The 15,670-nt window shown below is 74.1% G+C and carries 13 protein-coding genes and 1 pseudogene; 8 read left to right on the top strand and 6 right to left on the bottom strand.

Features of this window, described 5'->3' with window-relative positions; all coding sequences use genetic code 11:
• Positions 1-92 precede the first annotated feature (92 nt).
• Positions 93-1,730: an acyl-CoA dehydrogenase family protein gene (locus tag BFF78_RS10505; protein ID WP_069778055.1), complete on the bottom strand. Its 1,638-nt coding sequence runs from the start codon at positions 1,728-1,730 to the stop codon at positions 93-95.
• 121 nt (positions 1,731-1,851) lie between these two features.
• Between BFF78_RS10505 and BFF78_RS10500 the strand changes: the two genes are divergently transcribed.
• The 4 genes from BFF78_RS10500 to BFF78_RS10485 all read left to right on the top strand — a co-directional run bounded on the left by BFF78_RS10500 (position 1,852) and on the right by BFF78_RS10485 (position 6,075).
• On the top strand, positions 1,852-3,036 hold the full coding sequence (locus BFF78_RS10500; RefSeq protein ID WP_069778054.1) for a YihY/virulence factor BrkB family protein: 1,185 nt from the start codon (positions 1,852-1,854) through the stop codon (positions 3,034-3,036).
• A 250-nt stretch (positions 3,037-3,286) separates the two neighbouring features.
• Positions 3,287-4,237 carry an AraC family transcriptional regulator gene (locus BFF78_RS10495; RefSeq protein WP_069778053.1) on the top strand — a complete coding sequence of 317 codons (951 nt, stop codon included), beginning with the start codon at positions 3,287-3,289 and terminating at the stop codon, positions 4,235-4,237.
• Positions 4,238-4,454: 217 nt separating this feature from the next.
• A complete protein-coding gene (locus tag BFF78_RS10490; RefSeq protein WP_227025803.1) occupies positions 4,455-5,336 on the top strand; it encodes a VC0807 family protein in 882 nt (293 codons plus the stop codon).
• Between the two features lie 52 nt (positions 5,337-5,388).
• Complete coding sequence (locus tag BFF78_RS10485) at positions 5,389-6,075, top strand: helix-turn-helix domain-containing protein (RefSeq protein ID WP_069778052.1); 687 nt, start codon at positions 5,389-5,391, stop codon at positions 6,073-6,075.
• Here the strand turns inward: BFF78_RS10485 and BFF78_RS10480 are convergent.
• Positions 6,058-6,459: a VOC family protein gene (locus tag BFF78_RS10480; RefSeq protein WP_069778051.1), complete on the bottom strand. Its 402-nt coding sequence runs from the start codon at positions 6,457-6,459 to the stop codon at positions 6,058-6,060. The two genes, BFF78_RS10485 and BFF78_RS10480, sit on opposite strands and share 18 nt — an antisense overlap.
• Before the next feature lie 106 nt (positions 6,460-6,565).
• A complete protein-coding gene (locus tag BFF78_RS10475; RefSeq protein WP_069778050.1) occupies positions 6,566-7,198 on the bottom strand; it encodes a VOC family protein in 633 nt (210 codons plus the stop codon).
• 344 nt (positions 7,199-7,542) lie between these two features.
• On the opposite strand from BFF78_RS10475, the gene BFF78_RS10470 reads away from it, so the two are divergent.
• Positions 7,543-9,111, top strand: coding sequence for a carboxylesterase/lipase family protein (locus BFF78_RS10470; protein WP_193433437.1), 1,569 nt, complete (start codon positions 7,543-7,545; stop codon positions 9,109-9,111).
• Between the two features lie 162 nt (positions 9,112-9,273).
• Here BFF78_RS10470 and mmuM read toward each other — a convergent pair.
• Positions 9,274-10,194, bottom strand: a pseudogene (mmuM, locus tag BFF78_RS10465) (homocysteine S-methyltransferase); the annotation flags it as partial.
• A gap of 70 nt (positions 10,195-10,264) precedes the next feature.
• Between mmuM and BFF78_RS10460 the strand changes: the two are divergent.
• Positions 10,265-11,959 (top strand): DUF2264 domain-containing protein, encoded by a 1,695-nt coding sequence (locus tag BFF78_RS10460; protein ID WP_193433650.1) that lies wholly within the window; start codon positions 10,265-10,267, stop codon positions 11,957-11,959.
• Positions 11,960-12,190: 231 nt separating this feature from the next.
• Entirely contained in the window at positions 12,191-13,000 is an 810-nt protein-coding gene (locus tag BFF78_RS10455; RefSeq protein ID WP_069778047.1) for an isocitrate lyase/PEP mutase family protein, read from the top strand.
• Here BFF78_RS10455 and BFF78_RS10450 read toward each other — a convergent pair.
• Both BFF78_RS10450 and BFF78_RS10445 read right to left on the bottom strand, forming a co-directional pair.
• On the bottom strand, positions 12,934-13,650 hold the full coding sequence (locus BFF78_RS10450) for an alpha/beta fold hydrolase (protein ID WP_069778046.1): 717 nt from the start codon (positions 13,648-13,650) through the stop codon (positions 12,934-12,936). The two genes, BFF78_RS10455 and BFF78_RS10450, sit on opposite strands and share 67 nt — an antisense overlap.
• The gene (locus BFF78_RS10445; protein ID WP_099054846.1) at positions 13,647-14,240 is read right to left on the bottom strand and encodes a TetR/AcrR family transcriptional regulator; all 594 of its coding nucleotides are present in this window, start codon (positions 14,238-14,240) and stop codon (positions 13,647-13,649) included. The genes BFF78_RS10450 and BFF78_RS10445 overlap by 4 nt, the downstream gene beginning before the upstream one ends.
• Before the next feature lie 208 nt (positions 14,241-14,448).
• On the opposite strand from BFF78_RS10445, the gene BFF78_RS10440 reads away from it, so the two are divergent.
• Positions 14,449-15,639: an MFS transporter gene (locus tag BFF78_RS10440; protein ID WP_227026131.1), complete on the top strand. Its 1,191-nt coding sequence runs from the start codon at positions 14,449-14,451 to the stop codon at positions 15,637-15,639.
• The last annotated feature ends 31 nt before the right edge of the window (positions 15,640-15,670 follow it).

The following is a 15,670-nucleotide window of genomic DNA, read 5'->3' as shown; positions in this document are numbered from 1 at the left end:
GGGCGTCCGCGGGCTTCAACTGGCCCATGAGGTGGGGGTGGTGCCGTGTCGGCGCAGCACCACCCCCGCCGGGGGTTCGGCCGGCCCGAGTGTCAAGGCGTCGGGTGTGCCCGCCGCACAAGGGACGCCAGGTCCAGGCCCGTTGGCAGAGTGCCGAAAGACGCTCCGCGGTCTCCGCCCAGGCGGGACGCGCAGAAAGCGTCTGCTACCTCCGGGGGAGCGTGGCGGACCAGGAGCGAGCCCTGGAGCACCAGTGCCAGGCGTTCCACGAGCCGCCGTGCCCGCGCCTCGATGCCGTCCAGGTCGGCGAGTTCGGTGAAGAGGTCCTTCACGGCGCGGTCGAGGCGGTGGTCGGCGCCGTGCGCCCGGCCGATCTCGGTCAGGCAGGCGTCCAGCGCGCCCGGCTCACGTTGCAGCGCCCGGAGCACATCCAGGGCCTGGACGTTTCCGGCGCCCTCCCAGATGGAGTTCAGCGGCGACTCCCGGACCAGCCGGGGCAGGCCCGACTCCTCGACGTAGCCGTTGCCGCCCAGGCACTCCGCGGCCTCGACCGCGACGGGCGCACAGCGCTTGGTGATCCAGTACTTGGCGGCCGGCACCGCCAGCCGCAGGAAGGCCCGTTCCTGCTCGCCGCCGTCGTCGTAGGCGGCGGCGAGCCGGAGGGCCAGCGTGGTCGCCGCCTCGGACTCCAGCGCGAGGTCGGCGAGGACGTTGCGCATCAGCGGCTTGTCGATCAGCTTGCCGCCGAACGCCTCCCGGTGGGCGCAGTGGTGGATCGCCTGCGCCACCGCCTGCCGGATCAGCCCCGCCGAGCCCAGCGCGCAGTCCAGCCGGGTCGCCGCGACCATCTCGATGATCGTCCGCACTCCGCGCCCCTCCTCGCCGACCCGGCGCGCCCAGGTGCCGGCGAACTCCACCTCGGCGGAGGCGTTGGAGCGGTTGCCCAGCTTGTCCTTCAGCCGCTGGATCAGGAAGACGTTGCGGGTGCCGTCGGGCAGGACGCGCGGGACGAGGAAGCAGGTGAGGCCGTCCGGGGCCTGGGCCAGGACGAGAAACGCGTCCGACATGGGCGCCGAGCAGAACCACTTGTGCCCGGTCAGTTCGTAGGTGCCCGCCTCGGCGAGCGGCCGGGCCTCGGTGGTGTTCGCGCGGATGTCGCTGCCGCCCTGCTTCTCGGTCATGCCCATGCCGACCAGCGCGCCGGGCTTCTGGGCGAGGGGCCGCAGCGCACGCTCGTAGAGCGTGGACGTCAGCCGCGGCTCCCACTCGGCGGCGAGCACGGGGTCGGTGCGCAGCGCGGGCACGGCCGCGTGGGTCATCGACAGCGGACAGCAGTTTCCCGCCTCGGCCTGGGTCCAGACGAGGAAGCCGGCGGCCCGGCGGACATGCCCGGACGGCCGGGTCCAGGCACCGGTCAGGCCCGCCGAGACGCCCTTGCCGAGCAGCCGGTGCCAGGCCGGGTGGAAGTCGACCTCGTCGATCCGGTGGCCGTACCGGTCGTGGGTGCGCAGCCGGGGCGGGTACTCGTTCGCCTGTACCCCCCACTCCTGCACCTGCGCCGAGCCCGCGGCCCGGCCGAGTGCGGACAGCTCCGACCGCACCTCGTCGAGCACGTCCGCACCGGTGTGCCGTTCGACGGCCTCGGCAAGGGCCCGGTCGGCGGTGAAGAGGTCGTAGCCGACCAGCGGGGGCGGCTGGTTCGTCACGGTGTGGGTGGAGGTGCCTGCCATGGTGCGAACCTACCCGGGTCGGCGGCCATGATGACTTCCAGAGTGGCACAGCGGCGCCGCCGGGCGCGGTCGCTCGCCCCGGAAGGTGAGGGCGGTCCTGTGCTGCGGATACCTTTGGGTCGTGCAGCCAGCAAGTGAACCCCCCGAGCGGCCCGCCGGCCGCCTCCACCGGGCCAGAGCCCTCTACCGGAACGTCTCCAAGCGCAGGACCGCCTGGCTGCTGCTGAAGGACACCGTCAACTCCTGCATGGAGTACCGCATCCTGGGCCTGGCGGCCGAGGCGGCGTTCTTCACGCTGCTGTCCGTGCCGCCCCTGCTGCTCTGCCTCATCGGGCTGCTCGCGTACGTCGACACCTGGACCGGCGCCCACACCATCAGCAGCCTGGAGAGCAACATCCTCGAGGCCTCGCGGACGATCCTGTCCGACAAGGGCGTGAAGGAGATCACCCAGCCGATCCTGCACGACGTGATGAAGGGCGGCAGGCCCGACGTCATCTCCATCGGTTTCGTCTTCGCCCTGTGGTCCGGCTCCCGCGCGGTGAACGTCTTCATCGACACCATCACCGTCATGTACGGCCTCGACGGCGTCCGGGGCATCGTCAAGACGCGGATGATGTCGTTCCTGCTGTTCATCGGCGCGCTGCTGATCGGCTCGGTGGCGCTGCCGCTGATGGTGGCGGGCCCGGACGCGGTGGTCCGGGTGGTGCCGTGGTCGGAGACGCTGGTGCAGGTCCTGTACTGGCCGGTCGTCATCGTCCTGTCGATCGCCTTCCTGACCACCCTCTACCACGTCTCCGTGCCCGTCCGTTCCCCGTGGATCGAGGACATCCCCGGCGCCCTGGTCGCCCTCGGCATGTGGGTCCTGGGCAGCTTCCTGCTGCGGATCTACCTGGTGCACACCATCGAGGGCGCCACCATCTACGGCTCGCTCGCCGCCTCCGTCGCCGTGCTCCTGTGGATCGGCGTGTCGGCCTTCGCCGTCCTCGTCGGCGCGGCCGTCAACGCCGCCATCGACCGGGTCTGGCCCGCCGCCGCCACGGCCGCCGCCCGTGCCGCGAACGAGCGGATCCGCGAGGCCCAGGTCGTCGAGTACGTCGCCCGGGCCACGGCGGCCCGCGAGGCCGACCCCGACGACCCCGACATGCCCTCCGAGTTCCCCGAGCGCTGGTCCCGCTTCCTGCCTCCGGAGGACGTCACCGCCCGTCTGCGCACCCACGCCAAGCACACCCACCACCCGCACAAGGCCAACGGACGGCACCCGCACGAAGCGGGTGGGGACACGGGGCCGGCACACCAGAAGAAGTGACCGGCCGGGGGGGCGGGCACGCGCGCGTGCCCGGGAGGGGAGCGCCGGCCGGCATGGGGGAGCGCGACGCTGGTGGGCCAGGGGAACCGTGCTGGGCGGGCCAGGGGGGAGCGTGCGGCGTCTTCTGTGCCCTCTGCGATTTCTGTGTCCTCTGTGTGCTCCGCGTCATGTCCGTCAGGCAACTGCCGTGCGGAGCCGGGCGACATCGCCGAACCGCTCACCCCCATAAGCGTGCGTCTACGCTGCCCTCATGGACGCACTCGCAGGCCTGCTGGACGGTCCGCGCGCGCACGGCGCCTTCATGATCCGGGCGTGCTTCGACCCGCCGTGGGCCGTGCGCGTGGCGGACGAGGCGCCGCTGACCGTGATGCTCATGGCGCGCGGCACCGCCTGCATCACCCCGGACGGCGACGGCGTGCCGGTGCGGCTCGGCCCCGGAGACCTGGCGATCGCGCGCGGCCCGGACGCGTACACCTGCGGCGACGAGCCGGACACCGCGCCGCAGGCGCTGATCCTGCCCGGCGCCGAGTGCCGCTACCCCGACGGCACTTCCCTGAACGGGTCGATGGACCTCGGGGTGCGCACCTGGGGCGACCGCCCCGACGCCGGCACGGTCATGCTGATCGGCACCTACCTGATGCGCGGCGAGATCAGCGGACGCCTGCTCGACGCCCTGCCGCCCCTGCTGACCCTCCCCGCGGAGGTGTGGGCCTGCCCGCTCACGCCCCTGCTGACCGAGGAGATCGTCCGCGACGAGCCGGGCCAGGTGGTCGTCCTGGACCGCCTGCTGGACCTGCTGCTGATCAGCGCCCTGCGGGCCTGGTTCTCCCGCCCGGAGGCGGCGGCGCCCGCCTGGTACCGGGCGCTGGCCGATCCCGTCGTCGGCCGCGCGCTGCGCCTGCTGCAGGACGACCCGGCGCATCCGTGGACGGTGGCCGCGCTCGCCGCCAAGGCCGGGGTGTCCCGCGCGGCCCTCGCCCGCCGCTTCACCGACCTGGTCGGCGAACCCCCGATGTCCTACCTGACCGGCTGGCGGCTCGCGCTCGCCGCCGACCGCCTGCGCGACACCGACCTCACCCTCGACAGCATCGCCCGCCAGGTCGGTTACGGCAGTGCGTTCGCCCTCTCCGCCGCCTTCAAGCGGGTGTACGGCGTGAGCCCGCAGGAACACCGGGCGGGTCGCGGCGGGGGCGGCTCCTGAGTACGCCCCCGAGGGCTGCGCCGCACCTCTCCACCCGCTGATCGATGCAGCGGTCCACCTGCTTTCCACCCGGCTCTCCACCCGTGCTCCGATCCGCCCGGTACCGACCGGGACCTAGCGTTTTTCGCAGGCCGACGCAGGTGTGCACAGGCCCGGCGCGGTCCGGCGCCGGTCCGGCGGAGGTCCGGCCGGAGGCAGGGGCAAGGAGGCGGAGGACATGGCGGACGTGGTGGACGCGGCGGAGACGGTGGACGTGGTGGAGACGGTGGACGTGGTGGAGACGGCAGGCCGGGTACGGCGGACGGGGGCGGGGGCGAGGAGGGGGGCTGCGGCCTACGCCCCGCTGCTCACGCTCGCGGTCGACATCCTCCTGCCGCTTCTCGTCTACTACGCGGCCCGCGCCCTCGGCACCGGCCAGGGCCCGGCGCTGCTGCTCAGCGGGGCGCCGCCTGCCCTGCGGCTGGTGTGCGGCGCGGTGCGGCAGCGCCGGATCGACGGCGTCGACCTGTTCTTCACGGTGCTGCTGGCCGCCGCCGCCCTGGTGTCCCTGATAGGCGGCGGCGCCCGCGTCCTGCTGTTCAAGGACGCGGCGCTGTCCCTGGTGGTCGGCGTCTGGGTCCTCGGCACCGGGTTCACCGGCAGGCCGCTGGCCTTCCAGCTGGGGCAGCGACTGCACCGGGGGCCTGCGGCCCGGGCCCGGGCCCGGCTCTGGGAGGACTCCGCCGAGTTCCGCCGGGCACTGCGTGTCCTCACCCTGGCCTGGGGCACCGAGCAGCTGCTCGACGGCGGCCTCGGCACGCTCGCCGCCGCCACCCTGCCCACCGACACGGTGCCGCTGCTCACCCGTGTCCTGTCCCTGTTCCTGCTCGCCGTGACGGCCGCCGCCACCGCCGTGTACGCCCGCCGCTTCCGCACCCGCCACGGCCACCCGCTGCTCGGCGGCCCCGCCACCGCAGGCGGCGACCGCCCCGGGTCCGAGAGCCGGGCCCCCGACCGCGCGGGCGCCTGCCCACCTGCCGAAGCGCACGCCCCGGCTCCGGCGAACGGAGGCATACGCACCCGGGTGCCGCCACGACCCCCGGCCCGGCGCCCGAGCTGAGCGGGGGCGCGGACGGGGCACCGGGCGCCGTCGGCGCCGTAGGCTGGCACCCGTGTACGCGGAGCGGGCGTCCCGGCTGACCGGCGCGGTTGTGTGGACGAACCACCCGGAGGGGTCCGGTGGCGGGCCCGTGCTGCCCGACGGCTGCATGGACCTCATGTGGAGCGAGGGCCGGCTGCTGGTCGCGGGCCCCGACACCCGCGCCTACGTCCCCGAGGGCCCGCCCCGCTCCTGGGCAGGCGTCCGCTTCTTCCCCGGCACCGCGCCCGCCCTGCTCGGCGTTCCCGCGCACGAACTGCGCGACCAGCGGGTCGACTTGGCCGACCTCTGGCCCGCCGCCCGGGTCCGCCGGCTGCGCGAGCGCGTCGAGGAGGCGCCCGATCCGGCGACGGCACTGGAGGACATCGCCCTGGACCGGGCCGCGCGGACCACGGCCGCCGACCCGCTGCTGCACCGGCTGGTGGAGCGCCTGGACGAGGGCCGCCCGGTGTCCGCCACGGCCGCCGAACTGGGCATCGGCACCCGCACGTTGCACCGCCGCTGCCTGGGCGCGTTCGGCTACGGCCCCAAGACCCTGGCCCGCATCCTGCGCCTGCATCGGGCGCTGACGCTGGCCCGCTCCGGGACGCCGTACGCCGAGACGGCCGTGCGCGCCGGCTATGCGGACCAGCCGCACCTCGCCCGTGAGGTCCGGGAGCTGACGGGTATGCCGCTCGGGAAGCTACTCGGCGGCGGGTAGCGGGGCGAACAGGTCGACGCCGTTGCCGTCGGGGTCGTGCACGGAGGCGTACCGCTGCCCCCAGAACGCGTCCCACGGTTTCAGCTCCCCGTGGTACCCGGCCGTCACCAGATCCTCGTACAGGGCGTCGACCTCGGCGGGTGATGCGCACCGGAAGGCGAGCCCCACGCGCCCACCGCCCGCGGGCGGCCGCCAGCCGGAGTGGAAGGAGCGGACGGTTTCCTCGGTGTCCAGCGCGAGCACCAGTCCGCCCGGCAACTCGGCCTCGACATGCGGCTGTTCCTCGGCTCCCGGCGGGAAGACCAGCCCGAGGCGACGGTAGAAGGCGAGCGAGGCGGCCAGGTCCGAGACCACCACGCCGATCACAGCGAATCGTGCAGTCATGGGAGCACCGTAGGAGGGAGGGCGCCGGCCGGTCTTGAAGGAATCGGACACCCGGGGCGGCCCCCGGAAAGCCCCTCGTGACGCGGCGCTCGTGCCCTCGGGCGCCTCAGCCGAAGGTGACCGGTCCGCGGGGAGTGTCCACGGTGAAGGACAGCGCGACCGGCCCCGGGGCGAGTGCCAGACCGGTGCCCAGGGCCGCCAGCTGACCGCGTACCTCCTCCGGGTCCGGCACCGTGGCGGTCACCTCCAGCAGCGGGGTGACCGGCAGGTCCGAGGCCGCCGGATGGCGGGAGCCGCCCCAGTCGATCAGGAACGGCACCAGACCGGAGGGATGCGCATGGCCGCCGTCGGTCAGCCGCCACCGCAGTACGGTGCCGTCCGGGGTGCGGCGGCTCATCGGGTGTACGGGCCCGGGGCCGTAGCCCCGCGCGCGGGCCGTCGTGACCGCCGCATCCAGGTCGGGCGGGCTGATCGCCCAGGTCAGCGTGCGCGGCCCGGTCAGCCGGTCGACCCCGAACGGCCGCGGCCCGGCGGGCTCGGGCTGCCCGGGATCGGGGCCGAGGATCTCCAGATAGCTCCGTCCGCCCAGCCCCACCAGATGATTGCGCGTGCCGAGGCCGGGATGCACACCGCCGGGTGCGGGCGTCACCCCGGTCCGCCGCGCGAAGTCGGCGACCGTCGCCGCCAGATCGGGCGTGGCGAGGACGAGATGGTCCAGGAGCGGGGGAACGGCGTCCATGCCCGGCGAGGCTACGGTCACCGGACCCGCGCATCAAGGGAGCGCGGCCGGCGTCCAGACCGGCAGCGGCGGTGGGCACCGACACCCCCGCCACCCGGGCCGTCACCGTCCCGGGAGAAAGCACTTCCTGCGACAGATGCGCGTCAACGCGGCGTGAAGGCGGGGAAATTCACGGGACTGCGGGGGAGGGCCACTCGGGTACGCCGAGCAGCCGGCGTACGCCGAACGGCCCAGTGCCGGGCCCGTGCGCCGGAATACATCCGCGGGCTGTGATGCTCTGAAGTGAACGGTGCACCGAGCGTGGCCGTGCGGGACGCACGAGCACGGCGAAGGGCTGGTGGGCGATGACGGCAGACCGGACAGGCCCCTTGGCCAGGACGCCCCACGGAGCCGTACGCGGTCGGTACGAGAAAGGGATCGCGGTGTTCCGGGGCATCCCCTACGCCGCCCCGCCCGTCGGCCCCCGGCGGTTCCGCCCGCCCGAGCCGCCCGAACCCTGGGACGGAGTACGCGACGCCGGTGCCTTCGGTCCGACCGCGCCGAAACCGCCGTACTCCGAGGCGTTCGCCCAGTACCTCTCCGACCCCGAGATCCCCGGCGACGACTGCCTCAACCTCAACGTATGGACCCCCGAGCCGGACCCCGGCGCCCGCCTCCCCGTGCTCCTCTGGCTCCACGGCGGCGCTCTGACCAGGGGATCCTCCGCCGTAGCCGTGTACGACGGCTCCACCTTCGCCCGGGACGGAGTCGTCTGCGTCTCGGTCAACTACCGGCTGGGAGTGGAAGGGTACGGCCTGTTCCCCGACGCCCCGCCCAATCCCGGACTGCGCGACCAGTTCGCCGCCCTGCGCTGGGTCCACGAGGCGATCGGCGCCTTCGGCGGCGACCCCGAGCGGATCACCCTGTGCGGACAGTCGGCCGGCGCGATCAGTGCCGGAGCCCTGCTCGCCGCGCCCCAGACCCGTGGCCTGATCCGCCGGGCGGTGCTGCAGAGCGGCCCGCCCGAGGCCTTGGACCGCGACAAGGTACGCCGGGTGGTGCGCCGCATGGCCGCCCGTCTGAAGATCCCCGCCACCGCCGAGGCCTTCGCCGCCGTCGACCGGGACCTGCTGCTGAGCACCCAGGCCGAGGTCGGCCGGCTCAGCAGCCCGGTACTGGGCGGACCTGCCTTCGGCATCGTCGTCGACGGCGACCTCGTCCCCCGGGACCCGCTGACAGCGCTGGTCGACGGGGACGCCGCGCCGGGCGTGGAACTGCTCATGGGCTGGACGCGGGACGAGTACCGGCTGTGGCTGGTGCCCGGCGGACTCCTCGAACACGTCGACCGGCTCGGCCCCGTCGCCCTGGCCGGTGCCATGGCCCGCTGCCGCGCCGGCCACGAGGTGCCCCGCGGCTACCGCGCCCTCCACCCCGACGCCGGCCCCGCCGAGATCGTCGGCCAGATGGTCACCGACCACCTGCTGCGCGTCCCCCTGCAACGCCTCGCCGATGCCCGCCCCGGCGCCGCCCACCTCTACGAGTTCGCCTGGCCGTCCAACCTGCCCGCCCTCGGCGCCTGCCACGCCCTGGAACTCGGCTTCGTCTTCGACTCCGGCGACGTACCCGAATCGAAGAAGCTGGCGGGCGAGGGCGCCCCACAGGAGCTGTGCGACGCCATGCACGGGGCCTGGGTTCGCTTCGCGACGACCGGGGACCCCGGCTGGGAGGCCTGGGACGCCTCGCATCCCGTCCGGATCTTCGGCGACGGTATCCCGTATACCGCATACGGCCCACGGGATGCGGAATTCACTCTCTGGTCGACCGCCACCACCGTCCCCGAACCCGCACCGGCCGCCGACATCCGGGCCCCCGGAGCGGAACTGGCAGCAGCGGTACGCCGCCTACGCCGCTCGGTCGCCGCCCGCCGCCGCTGACGGCAACGGCGCGTCGGGGGCACAGGCCCGGCACCCGCCGCACATCCCCACCCCTCTGCGACGAGTCGGCGAACGCAAACCGCACCCACAAACGACCCGCACCCACAGATACAACCCGCACCCGCCGCACCCACCCAGCCCCCTACCGCGAGCCGCCACCCCCGCCGAACCGCCGGAGGCAATCGCGGTGATGCCCTCCGGCCCCACCCGGCAGCACCCCCCGATCAACCGCGCCCCCGCCTCCCGCCACGCCCTGACCTGCGCGGCGCTGAACGTCGTACCCCCCGTCCAGGCGCGCGCCTCGGCGTCCCAGGTCTCCCCGCTGTTCGGATAGGCCACGACCGGCTTGCCGGTGACCCGCGAGGCGATCTCCACCGCGGCCTCCACGTCCCGCGGCGCACAGCAGTTCACGCCTACCGCGATCACCTCGTCCACGCCGGCGGCGAGGGCGAAGGCCTCCTCGAGCGGCTGCCCGGCACGCGTACGTCGACCGTCGACCGTATACGAAAGCCAGGCCGGCACCCCCAGCCCGCGCACCGCCCGGAGCAGTGCGGCGCCCTCGTCGGCGTCAGGCACGGTCTCCAGTGCGAGAACATCCGGCGCGGCGGCGGCCAGCACCTCCATGCGCGGCCGGTGAAATCGCTCCAGCTCGTCCACGCTCAGCCCGTACCGGCCCCGGTACTCCGAGCCGTCCGCCGACATGGCGCCGTACGGCCCCACCGAGGCCGCCACCCACAAAGGCCGCGCGATGCCCTCGTCCCTGGCCTGCCGGGCGGCCTCACGCGCGAGTTCCACGCTCAGCGCGAGCAGCCGGGCGGCTTCGGCGTGACCGACACCGCGCCGCGCGAAGCCCTCGAAGGTGGCCTGGTAGCTGGCGGTGATCGCCACGTCCGCGCCCGCCCGGAAGTACGCGAGATGCGCCTCCGCCACCGCTTCCGGCCGCTCGGCGAGCAGCCGCGCCGACCACAGCTCGTCGCTCAGGTCGTACCCGGCCGACTCCAGCTGGTTGGACATGCCGCCGTCGAGCACGACCGTCCCGGCGGCGAGGGCGTCGGCGAGGCTGGGGGAGGTAGTGCTGGTCATACGACGACGCTAGTCGAAGCGAAACCCGGACCGCCTCGCCCGCCCAGCCAGGAAGGACGGCACCGCCGTGATCGAACTGCCCGCCGACGACCGCGAGCCGAGCCCGTACACCGGCTACACCCGCGCCCACTGGGAGGCCGCCGCAGACGCCCTCCTGGCCGCCGTCGAGCCCTACGCCACCCCCGACCGCGCCCTCTACCACTTCCCCGGCGACCACGTCAGCCACTCCGGCCACCTCTCCGACGGCCTGGAGGGATACGCCCGTACGCTGCTGCTGGCCGCCTTCCGCCGCGACGAGACCGCGCTCGGCCGCTACGCCGACGGCCTCACGGCCGGACCCCGCGGGGTGTGGCCCCGCATCGAGGACCGCGGCCAGCCGCTCGTCGAAGCCGCGTCCGTCGCACTCGCCCTGCGGCTGACCCGGCCGCTGCTGTGGGACCGGCTGGACGACTCCGTGCGGCAGCGCACCGCCGACTGGCTGACGGACGCGCTCACGGCCGAACCCTGGCCGTGCAACTGGGAGTTGTTCCCCGTCACCGTCGGCGGCTTCCTTCAGGAGATCGGCCACGAGAGCGAGCAGGCCCGCAAGGCGATCGACCGAGGCCTGGAGCGCATCGAGAAGTGGTACGTCGGCGACGGCTGGTACACCGATGGCGACGGCCGCAAGTTCGACTACTACAACGGCTGGGCCATGCACCTGTACCCGGTGCTGCACGCCTGGCTCGCCGCCGACCCCGCCCTGCTGGACCTGTACGGCGGCCGCCTGGAGGCCCATCTCGCCGACTACGCCCACCTGTTCGGCGCCGACGGCGCCCCCGTGCACCAGGGCCGCTCCCTCACCTACCGGTTCGCCACCGCCTGCCCGCTGTGGCTGGGCGCGCTCACCGGCCGCACGCCCCTCACCCCGGGAGAGACCCGCAGACTGGCCTCAGGTGCGCTGAAGTACTTCCTGGACCGGGGCGCGGTCGACGAACGCGGCCTGCTGTCGCCGGGCTGGCTCGGCCCGGACGAGGCCGTACTCCAGACCTACTCGGGCCCCGCCTCCCCGTACTGGGCGAGCAAGGGCTTCCTCGGCCTGCTGCTGCCCCCGGAGCACGAGGTGTGGACGGCGACCGAGGAACCGGGCCCGGTGGAGCGGGCGGACGAGGCGAGGTCCGTGCCCGCCCCCAACTGGCTGATCCAGTCGACCCGTTCGGACGGCCTGGTGCGCGTGCACAACCACGGCAGCGAGGACGTCCGCTACGACCCCTACTACACCCGGCTCGCCTACTCGACCGCGACCGAGCCGTCACCGTCGTACGACAACAGTGTGATCGTCGTCGGCGATCCGGGCCGCAGCGGGATCGTGCCGCTCGGGACCGGCGACGGGTGGATCGCCTCCCGGCACACCGTGGGCGACGGGATCGGTGTGACGAGCGTGGTGCTCGCCGAGGGAGCGGTGGAGGTGCGGGCCCACCTGGTGTCGGGGGCCGCGCCCGGGACACCGGTGCGGATCACCGGATGGGGAGGGGCGCGGGACGGCGTACGGGCCGAACTCCTGCCCGCCGTGGGCCTGTCCGGCACGCTCACCGGGGTCGTCGGGGAAGGGGACACCCTCTTCGTCGCACTCGCCCGGCTCACCGGGGACACGGATCCGCCGCCGTTGGGGGAGCTGGTGTCCGTACGGGCGCAGGGGGAGGGGGAGCTGAGGGTCCGGTGGAGCGGGGGAGGCACGGCCCGGGTGCGGCCGGCGGCGGCAGGAGTGGAGGTCGTCGTACGGCGGTGAGGGTGCACGAGAGGGGAGCGGACGTCTCGGTACGGCGGTGCGGGCGGCGCGCCTGCCGGGCGGGCCCACTGTCGCACTGCTGACGGTGAGCGAGGGCGCGGCGGTCGCCTCGCGGGCGCGGGCCTGCTCTTCGGCACCGTGCCGGACGCCAGGACCGTCAAGAAGCGGGTCCAACCGGACGGCCCGAACGGTTCGGCGGGCGCCGAAACGACCCCCGCCTAGCGTGGTCGTATGACCGCTGAGCCCACCGAGACGACGTTCGCCGGACTCCATCACCGGCCCGGCGAGCCGCTGCTGCTGCCCAACGCCTGGGACCACGCCTCCGCGGCGGCGCTCGCCGCCCGGGGTTTCCCCGCGATCGGCACGACGAGCCTGGCCGCGGCGGCGGCCGCCGGCCTGCCCGACGGTGCAGGCGCGACCCGGGAGCAGACCCTCGCTCTCGCCCTGACCCTCGGCTCCGAGCCCTGGTTCCTCTCGGTGGACGCCGAGGACGGATTCAGTCCGGAGCCCGGCGAAGTCGCCGAGCTGGCACGGGAGTTGTGGACCATGGGGGTGGCCGGGATCAATCTGGAGGACGGGCTGGGGCCGGTCGACCGGCACGCGGCGAAGATCGCCGCGGCGAAGGCGGCCGTACCCGGGCTGTTCGTCAACGCCCGCACCGACACCCACTGGTCCGGTGACGGCGACGAGCGGGACACCCTGCGGCGGCTCGACGCCTACCAACAGGCCGGTGCCGACGGGGTGTTCGTGCCCGGACTGACCGACCCCGAGCGGATCGCGGGCCTCGTCCGGCACCTCGACGTCCCCCTCAACATCCTCTACTCGCCCGCCGGACCCACCCTCGCCCAGCTCGCCGGCCTCGGCGTCCGCCGGGTCAGCCTCGGCTCGCTGCTCTACCGGCGGGCGCTCGGCGCGGCCCTGGACGCGGTGGCCGACATCGCCGCCGGACGCGCCCCGGGCGGCACCATTCCCACCTATGCCGAGGTCCGCGCACTGGAGCGCAGGGTGCCGGTGAGCAAGTCCGCGAACGCCACCGGGTGATCGAGTGTGCCCAGGTGCCCGCCCGGGAACTCCACGAGCCCACCGCCCAGCCGATCGGCCAGCAACGCGGCGGTGTCGTGGAGGAGTCGGCCGCGGGAGTCGGTACCGGCGGCGATGGTGAGACCGCCCGGCGGAGCGGTGAAGGACGGCACGTAGGACGTGAACGGGCGCAGCACGCGCGCCAGGAAGACCCCGTACGGCGTGGCCGTCTCGCCTTCCGCGGGCGGGCGTCCGGGCCCGTCCAGCTGCCCGATCAGCTCGGCGCGCCGCTCCTGCCCGTCCGGCAGCACCGTCACGCACGGCGGTTCGTGCGCGACCACGTGCGCCAGCCGCCCGGGATGCCGGGCGAGCAGGTCCAGGGCGGTGATACCGCCGGAGCTGGTCCCGAACGCGTACGCGGACCCGCCCGCCGGAAGCACCTTCTCCAGCACCCGGTGCGCGCCCTCGCTCCAGTCCGCCACGCGCTGCTCGGGAACCGGCAGGCCGAGCCGGCCGTGGGCGAGCCCGAGCGGGTCGTACGTCACCACGGTGAAGCGCGCGGCGAGCCGCTCGGTCAGTGGCCCGAGCCCCATCGGGTGCCCGGCCCCGCCCGGCAGGACCAGCAGCACGGGACCGCTGCCCGTGACGTCGTAGTGAAGCCGCTCGGTCATCCTTCTCCGTCGTCCTTCCGCGTCTGGCGGGGCCAGTGGGTGAGGGCCAGGTGCAGCGCGTCGATCGCCTTGTCCCAGGAGGCCTGTACGTCCCGCTCCGCGCCGAAGCCTCCGGTGGACTCCAGGGCGCAGTAGCCGTGGAAGGTGCTGCGCAGCAGGCGTACGGCGTCGGTCAGGTCGGGCTCGTCCAGGCCGTAGGCGCGCAGCATCCCGTAGGTGATCTCGGCGGTGCGGAGCAGGGCCGGGGAGCCGGCGATCAGGGACTGGTCGATGCGGATCTGGGTGGCCGCGTACCGGCCGGGGTGTTCCAGGGCGTAGGCGCGGTAGGCGCCGGCGAACGCGACCAGCGCGTCCTTGCCCGCGCGGCCGGCCACGGCCGACGCGATCCGGTCGATCAGCTCACCCCCGGCGTACAGCGCGAGCCGGATGCGCAGATCCGCGAGCCCCCGGACGTGCGAGTACAGGCTGGCGTCCTTCACGCCGAAGCGGCGGGCCAGCGCGGACAGCGTGACGTTCTCGAAGCCGGCCTCGTCGGCGAGTTCGGCTGCCGCCGCGATCAGCCGGTCCACGGTGAGTCCCACACGGGCCATCGGACACCTCCTCCTTGACTGCCTAGGGATCATCCTAGGGTACCTAGGTTTTGAAGGGGTGGCACCGGACATGTCAACTAGTCTGTGTTTGAAGGTAGTTGAGAAAACCGTTCAACATTGATGCGTGACGGGGGAAACTGTGGGACACGAGACCCACGAGGGGAACAGCCGAAACGCCGCGGAGGGGCAGCACGAGGACTCCCCGCCCCTGTGGCGGCAGCGGGACTTCACCGTCTTCTGGGCCGCCCAGACCCTCTCCGTCCTCGGTGACTCCTTCGCCCTGATCGCCCTGCCCCTGCTGGTGCTGGAGGCCACCGGATCCGTGGCCCGGATGGGGCTGCTCACCGCCGTCGGCGGGGCCGCCGCCGTGCTCGCCGCCGTGTTCGCCGGCACCGTCGTGGACCGCGTGGACCGGCGCAGGCTCCTCGTCGTCTGCGACCTCGTCCGGATGGTCCTGTACGGGCTGATCCCGCTGGTGTGGGCCTTCGGCCCCGCCCTGTGGCTGCTGTACGCGGTGCTGCCGGTCTGCGAGGCCGTCGGCATGTTCTTCGCCGTCGGCTACGTCACGGTCGTCCGCGGTCTCGTCGGCACCGCCCGGCTCACCGAGGCCAACGGCCGGCTCAACGCCACCGCCGCGGCGGCCGGGGTGCTCGGACCGGTGGGCGCGGGGCTGGTCGCCGCCTGGACCGGGCCGGCCGCCGCCGTCGCCGTCGACGCGGCCAGCTTCGCGGCCTCCGCCGCGTGCATGCGCTGGGTACGGCTGCGGGACCGGGCCGGTGACGACGCCCCCGCGCCCGGCCGCAGCACCGTCCGGCAGGATCTGCGTACCGGCATCGCCTTCCTGTACCGGCACCCCCTGCTGCGCTCGCTCACGGCCCTGCTGTTCGGCTTCAGCTTTCTCACCCTCGGCCTGAACGACCTGGTCATCTACCACCTCAAGCACGATCTCGGCCACAGTGACGGCACGGTCGGCACCGTCATGGCCGCCGGCGCGTCCGGCACCATCGCCGGGTCCCTGCTCGTCGCCCGCCTCCGCCGCCTGCTCGGCTTGGGCACCGCCTGGATCGGCGCGACCGCGCTGTGCGGGCTCGCCTGCGCCGGCCTCGGCCGGGCCGGCACCGTGCCCGCGGTCGCCGTCCTCGCCGCCGCCTTCCTGGCCGGCGTCGGCATCGCGGGCACCTGCTCGATGTCCCTGCGCCAGGAGGTCACCCCCGAGCACCTGCTCGGCCGCGTCACCTCCGCCTACTGGACCCTCCAGTACTCCGCCGCCCCGGCCGGCGCAGCCCTCCTCACCTGGGCCGCGCAACGCTGGGGCACCACACCGGCCGCCCTGACCGCGGGCACCACCTGCGTACTGCTCGCCCTCACGGCCCTGATGACCCCGATCCGCAGGGCCTGAGCGGTCACTCGCCCAACGGAGTCCTCCTCCT

The organism is Streptomyces fodineus, assembly GCF_001735805.1.
Classification (GTDB): Bacteria; Actinomycetota; Actinomycetes; order Streptomycetales; family Streptomycetaceae; genus Streptomyces; species Streptomyces fodineus.
This window is presented reverse-complemented; position numbering and strand designations above follow the sequence as displayed.

Excerpts from the sequence above, each read along its gene's own strand:
- BFF78_RS10505 (WP_069778055.1), bottom strand. The coding sequence starts at position 1,730 with ATGGCAGGCACCTCCACCCACACCGTGACGAACCAGCCGCCCCCGCTG.
- BFF78_RS10495 (WP_069778053.1), top strand. The coding sequence starts at position 3,287 with ATGGACGCACTCGCAGGCCTGCTGGACGGTCCGCGCGCGCACGGCGCC.
- BFF78_RS10490 (WP_227025803.1), top strand. The coding sequence starts at position 4,455 with ATGGCGGACGTGGTGGACGCGGCGGAGACGGTGGACGTGGTGGAGACG.
- BFF78_RS10480 (WP_069778051.1), bottom strand. The coding sequence starts at position 6,459 with ATGACTGCACGATTCGCTGTGATCGGCGTGGTGGTCTCGGACCTGGCC.
- BFF78_RS10475 (WP_069778050.1), bottom strand. The coding sequence starts at position 7,198 with ATGGACGCCGTTCCCCCGCTCCTGGACCATCTCGTCCTCGCCACGCCC.
- BFF78_RS10470 (WP_193433437.1), top strand. The coding sequence starts at position 7,543 with ATGACGGCAGACCGGACAGGCCCCTTGGCCAGGACGCCCCACGGAGCC.
- BFF78_RS10455 (WP_069778047.1), top strand. The coding sequence starts at position 12,191 with ATGACCGCTGAGCCCACCGAGACGACGTTCGCCGGACTCCATCACCGG.
- BFF78_RS10450 (WP_069778046.1), bottom strand. The coding sequence starts at position 13,650 with ATGACCGAGCGGCTTCACTACGACGTCACGGGCAGCGGTCCCGTGCTG.
- BFF78_RS10445 (WP_099054846.1), bottom strand. The coding sequence starts at position 14,240 with ATGGCCCGTGTGGGACTCACCGTGGACCGGCTGATCGCGGCGGCAGCC.